This window comes from Streptomyces capillispiralis, from assembly GCF_007829875.1.
Taxonomy (GTDB): domain Bacteria; phylum Actinomycetota; class Actinomycetes; order Streptomycetales; family Streptomycetaceae; genus Streptomyces; species Streptomyces capillispiralis.
In genome coordinates this window covers 8,050,271-8,069,196 of record NZ_VIWV01000001.1, presented here as the reverse complement: position 1 = coordinate 8,069,196, position 18,926 = coordinate 8,050,271, and the positions used below count along the sequence as shown (strand labels likewise).

Here is an 18,926-nt window from a genome sequence, read left to right as displayed (position 1 = left end):
TCAGCGGGGTTGGCTGGTCGAACGGGGTCTGATCGGGTGGTCGCAGTGTGGCCGGCGCTCGAAGACAGGGCCTCGCGGTAGCCCGGAGGTGCGAACTGAACCGAGCAGCACCAAGAGGCTCTGTTTCCGTCGTTGTACGCGCCCCGCGTTGTTGTGCGCGTCCGAGCCCGTTGTCTCCACTCGTCCGTCGGTCGCGTGCTTGCCTCGCGCACGTGCAAGGCCGCGAGGACTTCGTCACCGGCGCCCGCCGTGCCCAGCAGGCAGGCTTCGACGGTGTCGAGTCGCACGGCGCCTTCGGGTTCGTCATCGCCCAACGTCTCTCCCGCCGGTTCAACCGCCGCACCGACCGCTACGGCGGCGACATCGAGGGCCGTTCGTGCTTCCCGCTCGAGCTCTTCGACGGTGTCCGTGGGGCCAGCGGGCCCTATTTCCAGAGGTGGATGCCTCCGCGCTGGTACGAGACATCGTAGTCACGCACCTGTGCCTCCACGATCACGTGATCAACCGTGGGTGGTGCGTTGATCACTTGAGGGTGCGGGCGTTTCCTGAAGCTGGCTATCCATGTCTCCGTCGCCTTGCACGGCGGCAAGTGCTGCGGCCAGGTCGTCGCAGAGGTCTTGGGGGCTTTCCAACCCGATGTGGAAGCGGACCGGTCGGGGCGCGTACGACGGGGCGGCCAGGGCTCGCAGGTGATGGGGCACGGCGGGCATGACCAGGCTCTCGAACCCGCCCCAGCTCGTGCCGAGGCTGAACAGTGAGAGACCGTCGATGAACCGGGTGAACGCCTCTTCGCTGCATGGGGCCAGCTCGACGGTGAACGGACCTGCCGCACCGGAGAACTGCGAACGCCACAGCTTGTGGCCGGGATCGGTAGCGAGGGCGGGGAAGAGGACACGCTGGATACCGGGCCGTGACTGAAGCCACTGCGCGACGGTGAGAGCTGAGCGTTGGTGGCGTTCCATGCGCACGGCCAGTGTGCGCAGCCCCCGTAGTGTCAGCCAGCAGGTGTCCGGGGCGGCATGGGTGCCGCTGCGGTCGCAGTACGTACGAATGTCTGCCAGGGCGGCGAGGGTTCCGGTGATGAGGCCGAGCAGCAGATCGGAGTGGCCGTTGATGAACTTGGTCGCGGCATGAATGGAGATATCGATCCCGAGCGCGTGTGCGTCGAAGAAGATCGGTGTTCCCCAGGTCGCGTCGCATGCGACGGGAACGCCGCGATCGTGCGCCGCCGCACAGACGGCGGGCACGTCCCACATCTCCATCGTCAGCGACGCGGGCGTCTCGATGAACACGAGACTGGTGGTGTCGCGCAGCAGAGACAAGATGTCGGCGTCGTGGGCGAAGTACTCCACGTCGGTCCCGGACGGGATCAGCTCGTTGTCGCAGAAGACCCGTGTGGGCCCGTACACGCCCCCGCTCACCAGGATGTGGCGTCCGGGACCGGCGTGTGCGGCAAGCACGGCGGTGATCGCCGACAGCCCGCTGCTGGTCGCGACGCACGTCTCGGTATGCGCGAGCAGCGCCATGGCGCGTTGCAGCTCGAACGTCGTCGACGTGCCTGATCGGCCGTAACGCGGACCGTCGAACACCAGCGTGCCCTGCGCCTGCTTGTAGGCGTCGAACGAGTCGAACACGGTCGTCGACGTGCGCACCAGCGGAGGGTTCACCGAATGTGCGACGGCAGCAGTCTGCCGGGCGGCGTGAATCAGAAGGGTCTCGGTGTCCATCGGATCGTCCTTCGGTGATCAATGAGATGTCAGTTGCAGCGCTGGCGCGGAAGAGCAGCCGGCTTAGGAGGGACATCAGGACGAGCGGCGCCGGCGCGGTGTGCAGGGACGTGGCGTCGGTGACGCCGCCGATGACGGGCTGGCCGGGCCGCCGATGCTGACGGTCAGACCGAGGGTGATCCCGCCGACGGTGCCGACTTGGGAGGGCAGGTGGTCCTGGTCGAGTGCGACCCGCAGCGAAAAGGGCATGTATAGGCTGACCGAGGCGAGGGCGAGAAGAGGTGGATGTCTGGGCCCGGCACCCACCTTGCGCCCGCGATGGCACGGCGGTGATTGAGGTGTGTCCAGCGGCACGAGCGTGAGCGCGTACGAGCCGCTCAGCGCGATGCCGACACCGCCGAGCGACGTGCCGACGGGCAGCGGCCAGGACATGGCTCAGCGGTCGGTGAGCACGCTGAACACCGGCTGCACCACCGAGGACATCAGCGAGGGGGCCAGCACGACACCCGATGCGGCCGCGTCGGTGTAGGAGCGGTCGGCGACGAGGAACGGCACCAGGGCCGCCACGGCGCCTTGACAGATGTCGACGCAGGCCTGCCCGACGGACAGCAAAGTGATCGGTGGATTTCCTTCGCACCCCGCCATGGTCCCGACCCGCCCACGTGTCGCGCTTCCGATAATCTGCCGGATGATGACGCGAATCCGCCATGCGCCGACCGCTCCGACGCGGACCCAGCGGTTGGCACCCGGCAGCGCGATCGACGCCCACCGGCACGACGACCACCAGATCGTCTATGCCGGCCGGGGAGTACTGACCGCCACGACCAGCGCGGGCTCCTGGGTCGCCCCGGGCACCCGCGCCATCTGGGTGCCTGCCGGCGTCGTCCATGCCCACCAGGCCCACGGGGAACTCGAACTGCATCTGGTGGGGCTGCCGGCGACCGACAATCCCCTCGGTCTTGACGCACCGACCGTGCTGGCCGTCGGCCCACTGCTGCGTGAACTGATCATCGCCTACACCCAGACACCCGACGACGACAGCCCGGAACGGACCCGGTTGCGCGCGGTACTCCTCGACCAGCTGCGGGCCTCCCTCCAGGAGCCGCTGCACCTGCCCACGCCGACCACTCCCCTACTGCGCGCCCTGTGCGAGATCCTGCTGGCCGATCCGGCCGACCCCCGCACTCTTGCCGAGCTGGGCCGCGAGGTCGGCGCGAGTGATCGCACTCTGTCCCGGCTGTTCCGCAGCGACCTTGGCATGACCTTCCCCCAGTGGCGCACCCAGCTGCGGCTGCAACGCGCGCTGATCCTTCTGGCCGAGAAGGAACAGGTGACCGTGGTGGCACACCGGTGTGGCTGGTCATCGGCCAGCGCGTTCATCGACGTCTTCCGGCGCGCCTTCGGCCACACACCAGGCGCCCATCCGACAGACTGACCGACGAGTCGGCCGACGCGCGGATGGACGGGACAGCCCGACAGGCGACGCGGGGGGACTTGAGGTTCAGTCCTCTGCGCCTTGCTCAGCTGCCCGTACCGGGCCGGCGTGGACAGCCGGTTCACCGGCGCCCGCGACAGGTTCACCGCCTCAGCGCGAACGCCAAGATGCCCTTCACCCGCTCCATAATCCGCGCCATCGCGGTTCCGTCGTCTTCACCGGCGGCGTACGCAATCGCTTCAGCTCCGAGCTGCCGGCCGGGGCCGGGCTGGTCACATTCGCCCGGCTGCTCCATGCCCCGGTCTCCGTGCGGGGGCTTGCTCGACGCCCCACCTGCCGGCCCGCCTCCGCCCCAGCACGTGGCCTTCTCCCTCCTGGTGGGCTGTCGTATGCAAGGCGGCCGCGATGGCTGTCAGCCCCTTCTGGCAGCATGCTGCCGTGACCGACACACGTGATCAGCGTCCCGCTGAAGCCACTCTCGACTTCCTGCGCTCCGTCTTCCCGCCGGAGTGGCGCGAGCCGGCGCTCGGGCATGAAGCGGTCGCGGAGTGGGAGCAGGAGAACGGGGTGGTCCTGCCGGAGCCGTACAGGACCTTCATCGCGGAGGTCAGCAACGGATCGAGCCTGGGCCCCGCCGGCGACGGCGGTCTCCAGCCGCTCGGCTGGCTGCCCGACACGTGGCCCGATCCCGGCCCGCGTCAGCCAGGGGAACCGTTCCCCCTGGAGGCAGCTTGGGTTTGGGAGGACGATGACAGTGTCGGATTCGAGGACCCGCGGATCGACGCCACGTTCAACAAGGGGTCCGTTGTTCTCGGGTCCGAGGACGGGCAGTCGTTCTGGCTCCTGCTGACCACGGGCCCCCGCCGCGGCGAGGTGTGGATGGTCGCCGACGTCGGCGCCGTCCCGACGCCCGGCGACCAGGCATGGGGCTTCGAGGAGTGGGTACGGCGTTGGCACACCGGCGACGACTGGAGTTGACCGTGAAAGTAGTCGTCTTCGGCGGCAGCGGCCTCATTGGCGACGGCTTCCTCCAGGAGTGCCTGCGCGCCGACGATGTCGCCCAGGTCGTCGCCGTCGGGCGGACGCGGCTGGATCTGACGCACCCGAAGCTGCGTCAGATCGTGCACGCCGACTTCCTGGACTTCACCGCAATCAAGGGCGACCTCGCCGGCGCCGATGCCTGCTTCTGGGGTCTCGGTGTCAGCTCCACCGGCATGGACCCCGACGACTACGAACGCATCACCTACGGGTACACCACGGCTGCCGCGCAGACCCTCCACGAAGTCAATCCGGACCTGACCTTCGTCTACGTCTCCGGCGGCGGCACGGACGGCACCGAACGGGGCCGACTCCGGTGGGCCCGCGTCAAGGGGCGCACCGAGAACGCGATCCTCTCCACCTTCCCCAACGGGTACGCTCTGCGCCCCGGCTTCGTTCTGCCCTCCCACCGGGCCCGCTCCAAGACCGCTGCCTACCGATGGGCCGGCGCCGCGGTCACCCCCATCGTTCCGCTGCTGAAGCTTCTGCGCCTGGGACCGGTTCTGGTGACCGACACCGCCCAGCTCGGCCAAGCGGCACTGAATCTGACGCGCCGGGGATACGTACGCCGCGTCCTCGAGAACCGGGACATCCACAGCGCCGCCTCACCCTGATACCGGCTCGTCACCCGTAGATCCGCGATCACCGCATCCCTCTGCGAAATCCGGCCTCGGGGTGTGTTCTTGGCGGCAGAACAACACCTGTGCGAACCTTCTGCCACTCCTCCGAAAGGGATCACCTGATGCTCGGCATGGTCGTCTGGGACGTCCGCTCTCGCGCTTCGACGCGAGAGCGGTAACGGCCACCTGCTTCAACGCACACGCCTGTCCGACGGACAGGCGTCGGTTCGGTCTGCTCCTCGTCGAAGTGCTCTTCGTGCCCCCGCACGCTCGACCACGAGGAGTACGTGGTGTCCACCATCCACTGGACCGAGAACAGCACCCCCCAGTCCGCCCGCTGGCATTCCGAGAACGCCGCCCCTGTGCCCCGGCTAACCGTCGTCGCCGACGACCGTACGAGAGCCGACGACGCCTACCGACAGGCGTGCGAAGGCACGGCCCTGCTCTGGCGCGGCGATTTCCACAACGCCCGGCAATTGATGCGGGCGATGGGCCGTCGCCTCGACCGCAAGCCCCCCAGGCCCGGTACGTCTCCCAGCGAGAGCTTCCACCTGCACCGACGCCGCAGCAGCCACCGTGCCCGTGTCCTCGGAAAGCTCCTGGTGCTGCTGGACGACGACTACACACTGACGTTGCGCCGGGCCCCCGACGTCCGACAGGCATGCCTGGAGGCGTACGGCCCCCCACAGGGGCGCACCGCCGTCTCCCTACGCGAGCTGCTGGGAGTGATCGGCGCTCACCAATGGCGCCTGAAAGGACTCGTCGTGCCGGCGCTCGGGACTCGTATCCATCCCCACTACGGCGTGTTCGCACCCATCAGGGACGAGTACGTTGACCTGGTCGCCCACGCGCCACTGCCACCGGCGACCCGGCACAGCCTCGCCACCAGTACGGCATTCGACCTCGGCACGGGAACCGGTGTCCTCGCCGCGGTCCTGGCACACCGCGGTATCCAGCACGTCGTGGCCACCGACATCAGTCCCCGCGCCCTGACCTGCGCCACGGAAAACGTCCGCCGGCTCGCGCTGACCGACCGCATCGAGGTGTCGGGGCCCGGCCTGTTCCCCCAAGGCCGCGCCGACCTCGTCGTATGCAACCCGCCCTGGCTCCCCGCCCGCCCGACCGGCCCCGTCGAACAAGGCGTCTACGACCCGGACGGCACCATGCTCCACGGCTTCCTCGCGGGGCTGTCCGCCCATCTCCGGCCGGGCGGGGAAGGCTGGCTCATCCTGTCCGACCTGGCAGAACACCTCGGACTCCGGACACGTCGGCAACTGCTCGACGCCGTCCGGGCAGCACGGCTCCGCGTCGTGGACAAGATCGATACCAAGCCCCGTCACCCACGCGCCAAGGACGCCGCCGACCCACTCCACACCGCACGACGTGCGGAAACAACCTCCCTCTGGCGCCTGGCCCCGGCACCATGACCGGCAGGCGGGGACCGGCGAGGGCGGCACCGTCTTCGAGACCGACCCGCCGTCCCGGGAGGCCGTTCGACGCCGCGTAACCGCCGGAGTGCCGCTTCACCGTCCACGGCGAGGCGGGGCGGTGCCCGGCTGGGCGGCGGCGAGCGGGGACTCGGACCGGTGGGTGTACGCGGACATGTCTGCGAGCACTCCGCCTACGTCCGCCCCGCCGCCCGCGGCCGCGGCGTCGCCTCCGCCCCGTCCGAGGCACTGATCGCGGCGACGGAGGGGGTGCCGTCCCGGTCCGTGCCGTGACCGGCGGCGAACGGACCAGCGGGTGCGCACAGGGCTACGTCGCCCGCTCATGTCGTCGACAAGCCCGGCGGCGACCTGGGCGCTCTCGGCGCCAGGGTCATCCTCAGGGTGCCGTGGCCGGTGAGGGCGACCCTGTCGGGGCCGAGGGGACGGGCGATCGGCAGCCCCGAGGCGGTCATCGGACGTGCGCTGCGCCGTACGGTGCCCGCTTCCGTGATCTTGACCAGGCCGTGGAGCAGCCGGTTCGCCGCGTCCCGCGGCTTCCGTGCCTCGTGCTGGTCCGGGACTCGGAAGGTGCCGCCGCCGAACGCCATGCCTCCGGTCTGCCGCACGGCGCCCGGGACGGGGTTGACGACGACGTGGTCCTCGATCGACATCAAGGGGTGGTCGCAGACCGGGTCGGCGCTGGACGGCACCACGCTGAACCCCCAGCCGGGCTCGACGTCCAGGCGGGCACCGAACAGCCGCCCGACGGCCCTGCTCTCGGCCCCGGCGGCGACGACGAAGGCGGACGCGGTGACCTCCTCGCCGCTCGCCGTGCGCAGGGCACGGACGTGCCGGCCGTCGCGGACGACCTCGACGACGCGGGCATCGAGGAACCGTGCGGACGTGCCGCCTCACGCCGTGCGGCTGACCAGGTCGGGGTCGATCGACTGGTCATGGACGTAGTGCACTCCGCCATGGACGCCGGGCCCCGGGGCGGGTCCGAGGGCGGGTTCGAGGGCGCGCACGGCCGAGCGGTCCAGCAGCCGGCTGCTGACCCCCACCTCTCGCAGGTGCGGCGTGTGGGCCGCCTGGTGCTCCAGCGGCGCCGGGCCTCGCGCCACACAGAGCCAGCCCGCGCGGTGGAAGCCGAGGACGACCTGTTCAGTACCTGTTTTCGATCTCAGCTTCGAGGTGCGCCCGGTGGTGGCCTGATCATGGGGCGGTGGTTGGTTCGAGTCACTACGCTGAGCGCCTTCGCTGCTCGGGAGGTTCGGTTGGTAGGGCGGAGCACGCTCGGGCAGGACTTCCGGTGGTTGTGGGCCGCCTACGCGGTCAGCGCAGCGGGCAGTGCCGTCGGCATGGGGGCGTTGCCGCTGATCGCCCTCCTGGTGCTGGATTCCTCTGCGTTGCAGGTCTCTGTACTCGCCGCGTTGTCTGCGATGGCCAGTGCGGTGATCGCTCTGCCGCTCGGTGTGCGTATCGAGCACCAGTACAAGCGGCCGGTCATGATCACCGCCGATCTGGCTCGCTGCGTGACGCTGGTGAGCATTCCCGTCGCCATGGCATTCGACCGGCTGACCTTCAACCAACTGTGTGTCGTCGGCGTTCTCCAGACAGCGGCCTCTGTCGCGTTCGATGCGGCGAGCGGGGCGCATCTGAAGGCACTGGTCCCGCCCGAGCAGCGTCTTCGCGCCAACAGCCTGTTCGAGACGACCAACTGGATCTGTGTCAGCGCCGGCCCGCTCGTCGGTGGGCTTCTGATCGGGGCACTGGGCGCGGCCGCCACCATGGTGGTCGACGCGCTGTCCTTTTTCGGATCGGCACTGGGCATCCGTCGCATCCGGCAGCCTGAACCCGCGCCACCGGCACGAGCCGCCACCTCTCGTCCGGGCCGGGACATCGCGGCCGGCTGGCAGTACCTCCTGCGGCATCCAGGGCTGCGGCCGTTGTTCCTCAACGCTCTGCTCTTCGGCGGATCCGTCATGATGGCCTCCCCGCTGATAGCCGTCCTGATGCTGGACGAACTCGGCCTGGCACCGTGGCAGTACGGACTCGCTCTGGGACTGCCGTGCCTCGGCGGCGTGCTGGGCTCACGCCTGACCCCGCTGCTCACCCGCCGATTCGGGCAGCGTCGCATTCTGCTGCTGTCCGGTGTGGCACGCACCCTGTGGACGGTCCTCCTGCCGCTGGCACCCTCCGGTGCCCTCGGCGTGACCGTCGTCGTGGCCGCCGACTTCGGCCTGCTCTTCTCCGCCGGGGGTCTTCAACCCGTCGTTCACCACGTATCGCATGGCGGCCACACCGGACGCTTTCATGTCTCGCGTCGGCACCTCGTGGTCCGTCGGTGCGAAGACATGCCAGGCCGTCTTCTTGGTCGCCGGTGGTCTCATCGGCGCCGCAGTGGGGGTACGCGGTGCCCTGCTCATGGCCGGCGTACTGTGCATGGCAAGCGCGCTCCTTCTGCCATGGCGAAAGGCACACCTCTCCACCGGGCATGCCCCGGCGCCCACGACGGAAGCGGATCCGTCCCCGGCCACGGACAGTCCGTCCGCGTAGCGGTTTCGCCAAACTGCGGTGACGCGACGTCGTCGGGAGCGGACGAGTGGGCGAGCGGGTGCTGGGTAGCGGGGCTTCCCGCCCACCGGGACGAGAAACCCACCTGCCTGCCTGCGCCGGTCAACCGGCCATGGCCGCCACGACCAGCGCGACAGCCGCACCGCACAGCAGCACCACAAGCGGCCATGCCGGCCGGCCGCGCCCGGTACGCCTGCGCCACAGCACCAGCCACAGCGAACAGGCCGCCACGAACACGACTGTCACACCGCTCAGTTCGCCCTCCCGCCACGCCACCCGCACGGCGCCAGGGTCAGCACCCCACACAAGGAGTGCAACGAGGACGCCCACGGTCAGCGCACACACCGCTTCCAGCAGCCTGCTCATACGGTGCCTTCTCCTCCGGCATGTCCGTCAGGTCAGTGCGCGGGCGGAACGGACGGCTTGACCTCGCCGCACCTACAATCAACTGCCGCCGCCTGTTCACCGACGGGCTGAATGACGATTCACAGTTGGTCTCCCCTGCCGGCTGGTACCGGAGGATGCGGCCCGCCGCCGTCCTTGATGTCCTGCTCGCAGGTCCGCCCGTCGTAGGACTGGTCGTTGGGGATGAACAGCACTCCGGCCACCCGCTCGGGGTGCTCGACGGCGAGCCAGTCGTCACCCGTGAGGTCACCGTCCTGCCCGAGCGCCGTGGACGAATGGACCGTCTGGCACCCCAACGCCACGCGCTCCTTGTCCACCGCGCACGCGTCCACCGCAGGGCCGGACGTCGCGTCGGCGCCGTCGAAGCGGTAGTGGAAGCGGACCCGGTCACCTTCGGCGGGCACCTGCGGGTGAGGCTCGAGGCTCCAGTCGACCACCTCGGCGGTGACGCCGAGAGGCCGCCCTGACGTGTCCTCGACCTGCACCTTGACACCGGCCTCACCGCGCTGCGCCACCGTGTCGGTGCAGCTCCAGAGGGAAGAACAGCCGGACAGGGCGAGAACAACCAGAGTCAGTGGAACAGCGGCGAGTACCCGTACGGTGAACACCCGGACGACCTCCAGTCGCGATGGAACGGAGCAGTGTAGCCCGGGGCACGGCAGCTGCGCGCGACGGAACGCGCGCCTGCGTCGGCAGGTCGGGCCGACGACACACGCTCAGGGGCACTGCCGCGGCGACGGCACCCGCGTCCGTCCGCATGTCCGTCGGCCCGGTGGCGGGTCGGTGCCTCCGGAACCCCCGCCGGAACCACTCCCCGCAGCTCGTCCGGCACCAGCCGTTCAACGGTGCCCGCACGGCAGGCCGGCCGGCCACCGAAGGCTCCACAACACCTCGATGAGACTGGCGTAGCTGGTCCCGGCGGTCCCCGCGGCGATGTCCCGTTCGACCAGGGCCTGGACGCGGGCGGGCCAGTCCGTGTCGACGCGACGGCCTCGCTCTCCCGCACCAGGTACTTCATCGTGGTACGGGCCGAGGGGGTCACGTACGACTGGCGCGTCGCTCAGGCAGACGACGGCCAAGGGGCGGGTGAGGAGCGTGCGGAAAACGCGTTGGCCGACCGCCGTCGAGCTGCGAGGATGCCCCTGTTTCCCGAGCGGAGGGCATTTGTTCGTTTTCGTGTGTGCGGGGTGCGACGCCGAGCTGACCGCACCGCTGTCCCAGGTGGCCCTGCCGGTCCATGCCCATCAGTCGTACGGGAACGGGCTCCAGCTCCCGGTGTTGATGGAGTCGGGGACGTTCGCCGTGGAGCCGGAGCGCTGGGGGCCGCCGTGGCGGAGGTGGGAGGACATCGGTCCGCGGGAGGCTGAGGCCCGCGGCATCTACGCGCCGGTCCACGCCCTGCCCGACGGCGCACCCGGCGCGATCGTCATCGCACCCGGAGACACCCGTGGCGCCGTGCTGATTCCGGAGAAGCGCGGCGTCGCCTGCTGCGGCCTGGCCGGATCCGACGGTCCCAACATGGTTTGCGAGGCATGCGGTCTGCCGGTGGCGATCCGGATCGACGACTGTTCGCTCTGGCAGGCGGTGTGGCTCGCCCCGGACTCCGTACGCCGGCTCCGCGTCGACGCCGACGCCGTACCGCTCTCCTGGGACGACCTCATGGCGGAGGGCACGGGTGTGCCACCGTTCGAGCCGATCACCCATTGGGGATCGCTGTACGGGGCGAGCCACCGGTGGGCTTGGAGCCCGCAGTGGGAGGCGGCAGCCGGGCAGGCGCTCGCCCATCTCTTGGCGGCTTCGGAAGGCCGGCCGGTGGCCGTCCCGGACGGCCTGCCCGCGAAGGTGTTCCAACCCACCCTGAACGCCCTGCTGCCGGTCGGTCCGCCGGCACGGCGCGCCGGCTTCGCCGGACCGGGGCTGTCCGTCCCCGATGCCGACATCCTCCTCGTGCCGTCCCACCCACAGACCGGGACGGTCTGGACCCCGACGGCCCCGGCGGGCCCGGCCGCCCGGCCGTACGTGGCACCTCTGCCGTTCGGGGTGTGGCTCCGGCTCGTCTTCCCTGAGACGCCGCTGCCTGTCCCGGCGTCGAACGTCGCGCCCCGCGCAATCCTTCGCGACGACCCGCCCCCGCCGAGTGTCGACGACGCGTTCCGCATCGATTCAGCGGTCTTCAAGCGCACCCTGGTCCGGTTGCCGCCCGCCCGCAGCCCGTGGCTGCGCGAGATCCTCGCGAACCTCACGCAGCACAGGTACGCAGGCCTCTTCTGAGCGGTTGGGGAGGACACGGGCGCCCGGTTTCCCACCCGTCCGGTTCGCCATGCTGCCGGTGACACCACCTGTGGACCGGGGTGCCCGTCGAGTGCGGCGGGGATGGAGGGCGAAGGGATGGGGCACGGCCAGGGCGCGCCGCATCACGTCTGCGGGCGAGAGCCGGTCCGCCCGGCGCCGGAACACCTTGAGCAGCAGTGTGGTCAGGTCACTCACTGCCGGACATGCCCTCGGTCAGCTGGTCCAACAGCTCCGGATGGCGTCCCAGGACGCGTCGTGATGGCGGGTTGGCAGGGGCTTCCCGGTGGGGATCGTCCGCCTCAGGAGTAGGGAGTACCGTCGGACGCGTTCCGGCGTGACGAGGCATGGTCCGGCGATCGACGGTTGGCACCGGTGCCTGGTAGCGCTGCTCCGACTGCGGCCCGCCGAACGAGCGGCCGGGCCTTGTTAGGGTGTCGTCGAGAGCACCGCGGACCGGAAGCGAAGGAGGCGTCGCCGTGACCGACCGTTTCACTTCGCCCGCCTCGCGGCTGGCGGCCGCCCGCGTCCGTGTCCTGCGACCCGTGGAGCGGCGGCCGATCGGTACGAACGGCTACGTCAGCACGTGGGGCGCTGTGACGAGCGTCTGCCCACCGAAGGGCTGCTGAGCCCACCGCGCGTTCCGCGGAGGCACACCACCGGCCGTCGCCGGTGCGTTCTCATGCCCCTTCGCACCAGTTCCGGAGACGTCTCTCCATGTCTGCTCGTTCGTGGATCACCGCTGCCCTGCGCTCGGACGCGGTCAGCGGCTCGCTCCTGATCGGCGCCGCCCTCACCGCGCTGATCTGGGCGAACTCACCCCTCTCCCCCTCGTACGAGGCTCTGCGCTCGTTCACCGTCGGCCCCGCCGCCCTGCACCTGGACCTGTCCGTGGAAGCTTGGGCCGCCGATGGACTGCTGGCGGTGTTCTTCTTCATCGTCGGCACCGAGCTCAAGCAGGAGCTCGTCCACGGCGAGCTGCGCGACCCGAGGCGGGCAGCGCTGCCGATCGCCGCCGCGCTCGGTGGCGTCGCAGTGCCGGCGCTGGTCTTCCTGGCGGTGAACGCGACCGCGGGCGGGGCGGCGATCGGGGGCTGGGGCATCCCGATGGCCACCGACATCGCCTTCGCCCTCGCCGTCCTGGCCGTGGTCGGCCGGCACCTGCCGGCCCCGCTGCGGACCTTCCTGCTCACCCTGGCCACCGTCGACGACATGTGCGCCGTTCTGGTCATCGCCGTCGCCTACACCACCGGCCTGAACATGGCCGCCCTCGCCGCCGCGGCGGCGGGCCTCGTGGTGTTCGGCTACCTGCAGAACGGTGCCGGACGCGCTGTGACCCGGCTGCGGTCGGGAGTGCCGGGCCGACTGCTGTTCGGGCCGCTCGCCGTGGTCATCTGGGCGCTGACCCACGCCTCCGGTGTGCACGCCACCATCGCCGGCGTCGCCATGGGCCTGCTCATGCGTACCCGGGCCCGCGACGGCGAGACGGTCTCCCCGTCGCACCGGGCGGAGGAGGTCCTGCGGCCGTTCTCCGCCGGGATCGCGCTGCCGGTCTTCGCCCTGACGTCGGCCGGTGTCTCCCTGTCCGGCGCGGGCGGCTTCTGGACGTCCAGCATCACCTGGGGTGTCCTCGCCGGGCTCCTCGCGGGCAAGTTCGCCGGCATCTTCGGTGCCACCTGGCTCACCGCGCGGTTCACCGGTGCTCACCTCAACCCGCGGCTGGCCTGGCCTGACATCGCCGGCACGGGCATTCTCGGCGGCATCGGGTTCACCGTCTCCCTGCTGATCGCCGAACTCTCCTACAGCAGCGACGTGCACCTCACCGACGCCAAGGGCGCCGTCCTCCTCGCCTCGGCCGCCGCCGCCCTGATCGCCGCCATGGTGCTGGGACGCCGCAGCCGCCACCACCGGCGCCTGGTCGACCGGACCGGCGACCGGGAGGCGCCGGCAGGGACACGGGGCTGATCCTTCCGGCGGCCGTGATCGCGACCACGCTGGTGATCCGCACCGCCATCGCCGAACTCCGCGTCGCTGACGGGACGCAACGTCGGGTGCACCCCGGTGATCAAGCAGGGCTTCCCGGCGCTCGCCCGGGGCCGCCCGGTTCAGGTCGACCAGGGGGTTCACTGGCTGGCTGTGACTCCGCTCCTGAGCCCTTCCCACTTGCTTCCGGTTCGCCCCGGACTATCGCAGGACGGGACAGTTGGCGGACGTGTACTCGTCGGCGATGTTGAACACACTGGCACAGCGTGGGCATTCGGCCCTGCCGAAGAGGTGGGCGATTCCGTCGGCGAGGGCCTCGCGCCCATCGCGGACGGCGGTCTCATGCATCCATCGGCCGATGCCGGAGAGTTCCTCGGAGGGCGCCGGCCTTAGACCACGGCGGTCCACGTCGCCCTGGTGCCAGTCCCGGATCGCTGAATAGCGCCCGTAGTCCCCGACGGCGATCGTCACTTCCACGGCGCAGTGGGGGCAGGGCAGGTGGTAGCAGTCGTCCGTGAAGTCCCCCAGAACGGCGCTCCAGTGGTACTGCTCCTTTGCCGCGAGCAGATCGCGGAACGGCGTGAGGTAGTCGACCGGCCGCGTCTGCAGGTGCCGGTCCAGCAGTTCGCGGAACTCCGCGATCGCGTCGGCGCAGTCCGCGAGCAAGTCGTCGCAGCCGTGGTGCCCTGCCGCGCACCGCAGGATCGACCCGGCCAGTCCCCGCGCAGGTGCGCTCTCCGAAGCGAGCCGTATCAGGCGCGGCAGGGCGGCAAAGCCGGCGGGGAAGACGAGGTCGTGTTCGAGGACCAGCCGGTATCCCAGTTCCTGCCAGGCTTCCAGGTTGTCCTGGAGCTCCACCTGTTCCAGAAGCGCGGGGACGCGGTCGACCTCCCCGTAGCAGTCGCGCACAGGCGCCCAGTTCACCACCTGGTCATTGAAGCGCCTCATGGCGGCCGGTGTGGGCGCCCCTGTTCCTGACCCACCGGACAGGTGCTGAATCCATGCGCGGGCTCCGGCTTGCCTCATGAGGTCCTCGGCCGCGGCAGCGGTGTCAGACAGCGGCCCGAGGTGAACCCACAAACAGTAACCGCCGGAGGCCGGAAACTCAGGCGACCGACGCCCTGAAAGGATCGGTGGGGATGATCTGCGCCTCGTCGAAGAGCTGCTCCAACGCCTCGTGCCCGTGACGCCTGCGGAACTCGATCTCGGCGGTCGTCACAGGCAGCGTCCACAGGATCCGAGCGTGTCCCCCAGGAAGCGGGCAGTGTTCAAGATCGGGGCCGTGGAGGTAGGGCAGGCTGATCAGTAGGTGATCGCAGGTCGAACCCGGCACCCACGGCTCACCGATCGGCATGCTGTGCTCCAGGTCGAGCTGATGTCCTCCGCAGTGGTAGTGGGCGATCATCGCCATGAGATCGATGAACCGCCGGTCACGGACATGGGCGGTCATGACGAACTCGAGTCCACGACCGTCCTTCTCCCTCGCGGCCCAGCACCCGGCGGTCACATAGGCCCAACCGTCGCTGCGGGGGCCGGGCCCCACCACGAGGATGCGCAGATCGGGCGCCACCTGTCGCCGTGCCGGTCCGAGGTCGTAGTCGACGACCTCCACCGAGTGCCCCTCGAAGAACACCCGGACATGTGACTCGACAGCCTCCGCGGCCAGCAGCCTCGCATCACTCACCGCGCGATCATCCCAGACCGCGGTCGGCCGCCCCTGACAGCTCACTCAGTGTCATGGGGCTGCCCGGTCCAGCCGCGCGGTTTCCCCGCCCGGGAAGGGCGGGAAGTACACCGCAGGCGTCCGCGACGCGCAACAGGCCGTCGGAGCGCACGAGGGGGAACCGGAGCCGCGGGAGACGCGCTTCGGATCGAGGAGGATCACATGTCTCAGGCCGACGCGAATCTCGTGGCCGCCATCGACCAGACGCTGAGCGAGCTGGGCCGCACCGACAGCAAGGCCGGTGTACTGCTGACGTTGGATGGGCTGCTGGTCGCGGCGCTGGGGCTCCTCGGTTCGGTCACCGGCGTGACGCTGGCGCTGGTCGCGGTGAGCGCGGTAGCCCTGGTCGTCTCCGTGGTGCTGGCCCTGTTGGCGATCCGGCCCCGTCTCGGGTCGCCCGGGGTCCAGGACCGGGCCGGCTTCGCCTACTGGGCCACCGCGACCCAGGACGAGATCCAGGCCGGGATGCAGGAGGACCGGCGCCTCGCCCGGGTCCAGGTTCTCAGCCGGGTCGTGCTGTGGAAGATGACGCGGCTCCGGCTGGCCGGTGATGCGTCGCTGGTCGCGGTTGCCGCCCTCGCCGCCGCGCTGATCACCCGCTGACCGGGGCACTGTCGTCAGCGGGTGGCGTCCCCCGACACAAGAGCGTCTTCCGGGGAATTTTGGCGGCCGGACGAGAGTCCGGCCTGCCGGGAATGGGTGATGGCCAACGGTGATGTCAACGGCGGCTGCCAGGATGCTCGTCATGACTCACACCACGGGGATGGTCCCACGGCTGGACCGCCAACGGACACGCGGCAGCAGACAGATGGACTTCGGCCGAGGAGCGACTCGCAGGGTTGCTCGCCTCCTCTCGTAGCCGCAGCAGTTCTCGCCGACGGTGGATGCGCCTTTGACCGACGGGGAGTCGACGATCAGGGTCACCGGATGCGGTCAGTCGCCGAGCGCGGCGGTGGGCGCGTCCCCGTTCCGGACCTGCTCGGCCCGCTCCGCGAGCACCGTGGCCAGGTCACGGACACCGTCCTCGTCGATGCCGCCCTTGTCCGCAGAAGCCGCCAGGGTCCACAGCAGCGTTGTGCCGACCCGGGTCTGGGTCACGGCGCCCGGCTCGCCGCGGAAGCCGGAGGAACCGAACCGGGCGTCGCGCTCGTCGCCGATCGGGCCGAGCTCGAACGTCTTCGCCCTCTGTCCCGCCCTCTTGCCGTAGTAGCCGTCCCAGAGCACGTCGTACGCTTCCCGGGCGGCCTGTTCGCTGTCGTAGGCGACGACCAGAAAGGTGGCGGTGGCGGCAGTGTCGTCGTGCCGGAAGGTCGAGGCGCCGTAGAAGCGGGAGTTCTCGCAGCCCGCGTTGTCCTTGATGGGGCAGGCCTGCGAACGGTAGAGCTTGTCCATCTCGACGGCCGTGGGCCGAGCGGACTCCTTCCAGCCGCCCATGGCCTCGCCGTCCGGCAGTGTCTCCCGTACCTGATCCTTCGTCAGTGCCACCGCCTTGGCGTTCCCGGTGTCGCTCTCCGCGCCGCCGCAGCCGGTCAGCAGCAGTGCCGCCGCGGTCGCCACGCACCACCGGTAGTTCCTCATGGTCATGCCACCACCCCTCGGGCGGTGATCTTACGCGCCGGTCTTCGCGCGGAGGGCGCCGGCCCGCGCTCATTCAACGAGGGCAGTGCGCCGGAAGGGTTTGTCATGAGGCTGGCTGTCGACGACGATCACCTCATGACGACCAGAAAGGGCCATGCCCTCTAGGCACCCCGCTCCGCTCTCCACCGCTCGCGCGCCGCCGACCGCAACTCACCGCAGCGACCGATGGCCGTGACCGCCCACCAAGGAGAGCCCGCCCGTGCAGAAGACAGCCCTCATTCCCTACGCCCACCTGCCCCGAGCGCACCACGACCGCCACGTGCTGACCAGTACCGTCGACGTCTTCGGCGCAGCCCACTGGCTGCTTGCCGAGCGCGCTCCGCAGCCCGGCGGCGATGTCCTGCCCTTCGACGCGCTGGTCGGCTCCGTCGATCCGGGCGGCAGCGTCGAACTCACCGAGCTGAGCGCCGTGCGAGCCCGCAGCCGGACCTGGACCGCCTGCCGGACGGTGGGTTCGTCGTCGCCGCGTCGCGCGCCCGCCGGCACACGGTCAGGTGCCGGAGCCGGGCGTCGAGCCGATCGGCGCGGTACAGCCGATCCGGGCGCGGGTGTCGATGACGATGCCGCCGGTCGTCGCCGCGCGCTCCTTGGCACTGGCCCGGATCTGCGGCTGCCACCGCTTCTTCACCTCCCGTTCCAGGCGCGCGGCGAGGTCCGGGCGGGGTTTCTTGATCTGGTCCTTCACGGATCGCTCGACGGTGCGCTGGGAGATCCGCAGCATGCGGGCGACCGCCTTGATGCCCGGAGCACCACGACGGAACGACCCATCGGAAGATCGTCACGGCCCGGGAGGGGCGAATGATCTGCGGGACCGTTGATCAGGTACTGCGATCGCATGCAGGTCGCGCGGGCATTGACGCGGCGGAGGCAGCAGGAAGAGAGGGGGGACGGCCTGGTGCTTTCGATACGGGGGTGGTCGGTCGTGGTGGCGGTTCGCTGACGGGTTCAGCGGGTCAGCAAGTCAGCGGGTCAGCGGGTCAGCGGGTCAGCGGGTCAGCGGGTCAGCGCGAGGATGTGGGCGCGTACCGCGGACGCCACCGCCGCGGGGTGCTCCGCAAGGTAGAAGTGGCCCCCGCTGAAGGCGAGTACGTCGAACCCTGCCGATGTCCGCCCGGCCCAGTGACGCATCTCGGCCGGGGACGCCACCGGATCGCTCTCGCCGGCCAGGGCGAGCACGGGACAGGGAAGCGGCGGTCCCTGGGTGTGCCGGTAGGTCTCGACGGCTTGGTAGTCGGCGCGGAGGACCGGCAGGAACAGCTCGCGCATGTCCGGGCTTTCGAGCAGACGCAGGTCCGTGCCGCCCAACCTCCCGATCTCGGCCAGGACCCCGTCGTCGTCCCGCAGGTGCACCTCGCCCCGTTGCTCGTCACCGGGGGCGCGACGGCCGGAGACGACGAGGGTGACGGGCGGACCGCCGGCCGCGGTCAGCCGTCGGGCCACCTCGTAGGCGACCACCGCTCCCATGCTGTGCCCGAACAGGGAGAGCGGCCGGTCGGCCCACGGTCGCAGTGCCTCCACGCTGTCGTCGACCAGCTGGTCGACGGTGCGGGCAAGCGGCTCGCTTCTGCGGTTCTGGCGCCCGGGATACTGGACGGCCAAGACGTCCATGTCGGTCCCCAGCTCGGTGGAAAAGGGCCGGTAATAACTCGCGGCACCGCCGGCGTGCGGAAAGCACACCAGGGCCGCTTCCGCGCCGGGGGACGAAGAGAACCGCTGTATTGCCTTGCTCGTGACGCGGGCGGCGTGGCTCACCATGTTGCTCCTCGACGGTGGGTCCGTGACGGCTGAAGACCCGCCCGAGGGCATTCTCCGGCGGGAGGATCGTCGGGGCGCCGCGTTCCCTCTCCTTCGCACCGGCATTGCGCCGGACGGCGGCGATACCGACGGTGCATTGCGACGAACGCAGATCGTGCTTCGACGCATGCGGACAGGAAGTCGGGCGGCTGGGGGTGTCGACCCGGCCGGACAGCGCTGTCCGAACCGAATTGCCGGCGTTTCGGGAGTGGCCGACAGTGTCCGGCGACGCGGGGACGGGTCATTGTTCACACGGCTCCGCCGGTCTGTCCA

At 70.3% G+C, this 18,926-nt stretch carries 19 protein-coding genes and 4 pseudogenes; 11 read left to right on the top strand and 12 right to left on the bottom strand.

Going from position 1 to position 18,926, the window contains the following annotated elements; genetic code table 11:
- Positions 1–212: 212 nt before the first annotated feature.
- Positions 213–470 carry an oxidoreductase gene (locus tag FHX78_RS37825; RefSeq protein ID WP_229924149.1) on the top strand — a complete coding sequence of 86 codons (258 nt, stop codon included), beginning with the start codon at positions 213–215 and terminating at the stop codon, positions 468–470.
- A 30-nt stretch (positions 471–500) separates the two neighbouring features.
- Here FHX78_RS37825 and FHX78_RS35050 read toward each other — a convergent pair whose 3' ends face one another.
- Positions 501–1,727 (bottom strand): trans-sulfuration enzyme family protein, encoded by a 1,227-nt coding sequence (locus FHX78_RS35050; RefSeq protein WP_145871423.1) that lies wholly within the window; start codon positions 1,725–1,727, stop codon positions 501–503.
- A 354-nt stretch (positions 1,728–2,081) separates the two neighbouring features.
- Positions 2,082–2,372: pseudogene (locus tag FHX78_RS38305) on the bottom strand (MFS transporter); the annotation flags it as partial.
- A 46-nt stretch (positions 2,373–2,418) separates the two neighbouring features.
- Here FHX78_RS38305 and FHX78_RS35040 point away from each other — a divergent pair.
- Complete coding sequence (locus FHX78_RS35040) at positions 2,419–3,162, top strand: AraC family transcriptional regulator (protein ID WP_145872299.1); 744 nt, start codon at positions 2,419–2,421, stop codon at positions 3,160–3,162.
- Positions 3,163–3,304: 142 nt separating this feature from the next.
- On the opposite strand, the gene FHX78_RS37050 is transcribed toward FHX78_RS35040, so the two are convergent.
- Positions 3,305–3,457, bottom strand: coding sequence for a hypothetical protein (locus FHX78_RS37050; RefSeq protein WP_167531933.1), 153 nt, complete (start codon positions 3,455–3,457; stop codon positions 3,305–3,307).
- 143 nt (positions 3,458–3,600) lie between these two features.
- Between FHX78_RS37050 and FHX78_RS35035 the strand changes: the two genes are divergently transcribed.
- The 4 genes from FHX78_RS35035 to FHX78_RS38020 all read left to right on the top strand — a co-directional run bounded on the left by FHX78_RS35035 (position 3,601) and on the right by FHX78_RS38020 (position 6,541).
- Positions 3,601–4,140 (top strand): SMI1/KNR4 family protein, encoded by a 540-nt coding sequence (locus FHX78_RS35035; RefSeq protein ID WP_145871421.1) that lies wholly within the window; start codon positions 3,601–3,603, stop codon positions 4,138–4,140.
- 2 nt (positions 4,141–4,142) lie between these two features.
- Positions 4,143–4,814 (top strand): Rossmann-fold NAD(P)-binding domain-containing protein, encoded by a 672-nt coding sequence (locus FHX78_RS35030; RefSeq protein WP_145871419.1) that lies wholly within the window; start codon positions 4,143–4,145, stop codon positions 4,812–4,814.
- 296 nt (positions 4,815–5,110) lie between these two features.
- Positions 5,111–6,247 carry a methyltransferase gene (locus FHX78_RS35025; RefSeq protein WP_145871417.1) on the top strand — a complete coding sequence of 379 codons (1,137 nt, stop codon included), beginning with the start codon at positions 5,111–5,113 and terminating at the stop codon, positions 6,245–6,247.
- Positions 6,248–6,406: 159 nt separating this feature from the next.
- Positions 6,407–6,541 carry a hypothetical protein gene (locus tag FHX78_RS38020; RefSeq protein ID WP_268257233.1) on the top strand — a complete coding sequence of 45 codons (135 nt, stop codon included), beginning with the start codon at positions 6,407–6,409 and terminating at the stop codon, positions 6,539–6,541.
- Positions 6,542–6,588: 47 nt separating this feature from the next.
- On the opposite strand, the pseudogene FHX78_RS35020 reads toward FHX78_RS38020, so the two are convergent.
- Together FHX78_RS35020 and FHX78_RS35015 are read right to left on the bottom strand one after the other, a co-directional pair.
- Positions 6,589–7,131, bottom strand: a pseudogene (locus FHX78_RS35020) (FAD-dependent oxidoreductase); the annotation flags it as partial.
- 27 nt (positions 7,132–7,158) lie between these two features.
- Positions 7,159–7,308 carry an FAD-binding oxidoreductase gene (locus tag FHX78_RS35015; RefSeq protein ID WP_145871413.1) on the bottom strand — a complete coding sequence of 50 codons (150 nt, stop codon included), beginning with the start codon at positions 7,306–7,308 and terminating at the stop codon, positions 7,159–7,161.
- Positions 7,309–7,461: 153 nt separating this feature from the next.
- Between FHX78_RS35015 and FHX78_RS35010 the strand changes: the two are divergent.
- A pseudogene (locus FHX78_RS35010) lies at positions 7,462–8,493 on the top strand (MFS transporter); the annotation flags it as partial.
- A gap of 430 nt (positions 8,494–8,923) precedes the next feature.
- Here the strand turns inward: FHX78_RS35010 and FHX78_RS35005 are convergent.
- Entirely contained in the window at positions 8,924–9,187 is a 264-nt protein-coding gene (locus FHX78_RS35005; RefSeq protein ID WP_145871411.1) for a hypothetical protein, read from the bottom strand.
- Positions 9,188–9,306: 119 nt separating this feature from the next.
- Positions 9,307–9,834, bottom strand: a complete 528-nt coding sequence (locus tag FHX78_RS35000) for a hypothetical protein (protein WP_189908725.1) — start codon at positions 9,832–9,834, stop codon at positions 9,307–9,309.
- A 556-nt stretch (positions 9,835–10,390) separates the two neighbouring features.
- Here FHX78_RS35000 and FHX78_RS34995 point away from each other — a divergent pair.
- The 3 genes from FHX78_RS34995 (at position 10,391) to nhaA (ending at position 13,480) form a co-directional block, all read left to right on the top strand.
- The gene (locus FHX78_RS34995; protein ID WP_145871409.1) at positions 10,391–11,497 is read left to right on the top strand and encodes a hypothetical protein; all 1,107 of its coding nucleotides are present in this window, start codon (positions 10,391–10,393) and stop codon (positions 11,495–11,497) included.
- A 497-nt stretch (positions 11,498–11,994) separates the two neighbouring features.
- The gene (locus tag FHX78_RS37045) at positions 11,995–12,144 is read left to right on the top strand and encodes a hypothetical protein (RefSeq protein WP_167531932.1); all 150 of its coding nucleotides are present in this window, start codon (positions 11,995–11,997) and stop codon (positions 12,142–12,144) included.
- Positions 12,145–12,232: 88 nt separating this feature from the next.
- Complete coding sequence (nhaA, locus tag FHX78_RS34990) at positions 12,233–13,480, top strand: Na+/H+ antiporter NhaA (protein ID WP_145871408.1); 1,248 nt, start codon at positions 12,233–12,235, stop codon at positions 13,478–13,480.
- A 219-nt stretch (positions 13,481–13,699) separates the two neighbouring features.
- Here nhaA and FHX78_RS34985 read toward each other — a convergent pair whose 3' ends face one another.
- Together FHX78_RS34985 and FHX78_RS34980 are read right to left on the bottom strand one after the other, a co-directional pair.
- Positions 13,700–14,446, bottom strand: coding sequence for a hypothetical protein (locus FHX78_RS34985; protein WP_145871406.1), 747 nt, complete (start codon positions 14,444–14,446; stop codon positions 13,700–13,702).
- Between the two features lie 157 nt (positions 14,447–14,603).
- Entirely contained in the window at positions 14,604–15,182 is a 579-nt protein-coding gene (locus FHX78_RS34980) for a suppressor of fused domain protein (protein ID WP_145871404.1), read from the bottom strand.
- Positions 15,183–15,383: 201 nt separating this feature from the next.
- Between FHX78_RS34980 and FHX78_RS34975 the strand changes: the two genes are divergently transcribed.
- Positions 15,384–15,824, top strand: coding sequence for a Pycsar system effector family protein (locus tag FHX78_RS34975; protein ID WP_145871402.1), 441 nt, complete (start codon positions 15,384–15,386; stop codon positions 15,822–15,824).
- A 330-nt stretch (positions 15,825–16,154) separates the two neighbouring features.
- Here the strand turns inward: FHX78_RS34975 and FHX78_RS34970 are convergent, their stop codons facing one another.
- From FHX78_RS34970 to FHX78_RS34955, 3 genes and pseudogenes are all read right to left on the bottom strand, one after another.
- Complete coding sequence (locus FHX78_RS34970) at positions 16,155–16,805, bottom strand: hypothetical protein (RefSeq protein ID WP_145871400.1); 651 nt, start codon at positions 16,803–16,805, stop codon at positions 16,155–16,157.
- Between the two features lie 562 nt (positions 16,806–17,367).
- Positions 17,368–17,601 (bottom strand): annotated as a pseudogene (gene tpg / locus FHX78_RS34960) (telomere-protecting terminal protein Tpg); the annotation flags it as partial.
- Between the two features lie 251 nt (positions 17,602–17,852).
- Entirely contained in the window at positions 17,853–18,614 is a 762-nt protein-coding gene (locus tag FHX78_RS34955) for a thioesterase II family protein (protein ID WP_145871398.1), read from the bottom strand.
- Positions 18,615–18,926: the final 312 nt, after the last annotated feature.

Excerpts from the sequence above, each read along its gene's own strand:
- FHX78_RS35050 (WP_145871423.1), bottom strand. The coding sequence starts at position 1,727 with ATGGACACCGAGACCCTTCTGATTCACGCCGCCCGGCAGACTGCTGCC.
- FHX78_RS35040 (WP_145872299.1), top strand. The coding sequence starts at position 2,419 with ATGACGCGAATCCGCCATGCGCCGACCGCTCCGACGCGGACCCAGCGG.
- FHX78_RS37050 (WP_167531933.1), bottom strand. The coding sequence starts at position 3,457 with ATGGAGCAGCCGGGCGAATGTGACCAGCCCGGCCCCGGCCGGCAGCTC.
- FHX78_RS35005 (WP_145871411.1), bottom strand. The coding sequence starts at position 9,187 with ATGAGCAGGCTGCTGGAAGCGGTGTGTGCGCTGACCGTGGGCGTCCTC.
- nhaA (WP_145871408.1), top strand. The coding sequence starts at position 12,233 with ATGTCTGCTCGTTCGTGGATCACCGCTGCCCTGCGCTCGGACGCGGTC.
- FHX78_RS34985 (WP_145871406.1), bottom strand. The coding sequence starts at position 14,446 with ATGAGGCGCTTCAATGACCAGGTGGTGAACTGGGCGCCTGTGCGCGAC.
- FHX78_RS34975 (WP_145871402.1), top strand. The coding sequence starts at position 15,384 with ATGTCTCAGGCCGACGCGAATCTCGTGGCCGCCATCGACCAGACGCTG.
- FHX78_RS34970 (WP_145871400.1), bottom strand. The coding sequence starts at position 16,805 with ATGACCATGAGGAACTACCGGTGGTGCGTGGCGACCGCGGCGGCACTG.
- FHX78_RS34955 (WP_145871398.1), bottom strand. The coding sequence starts at position 18,614 with ATGGTGAGCCACGCCGCCCGCGTCACGAGCAAGGCAATACAGCGGTTC.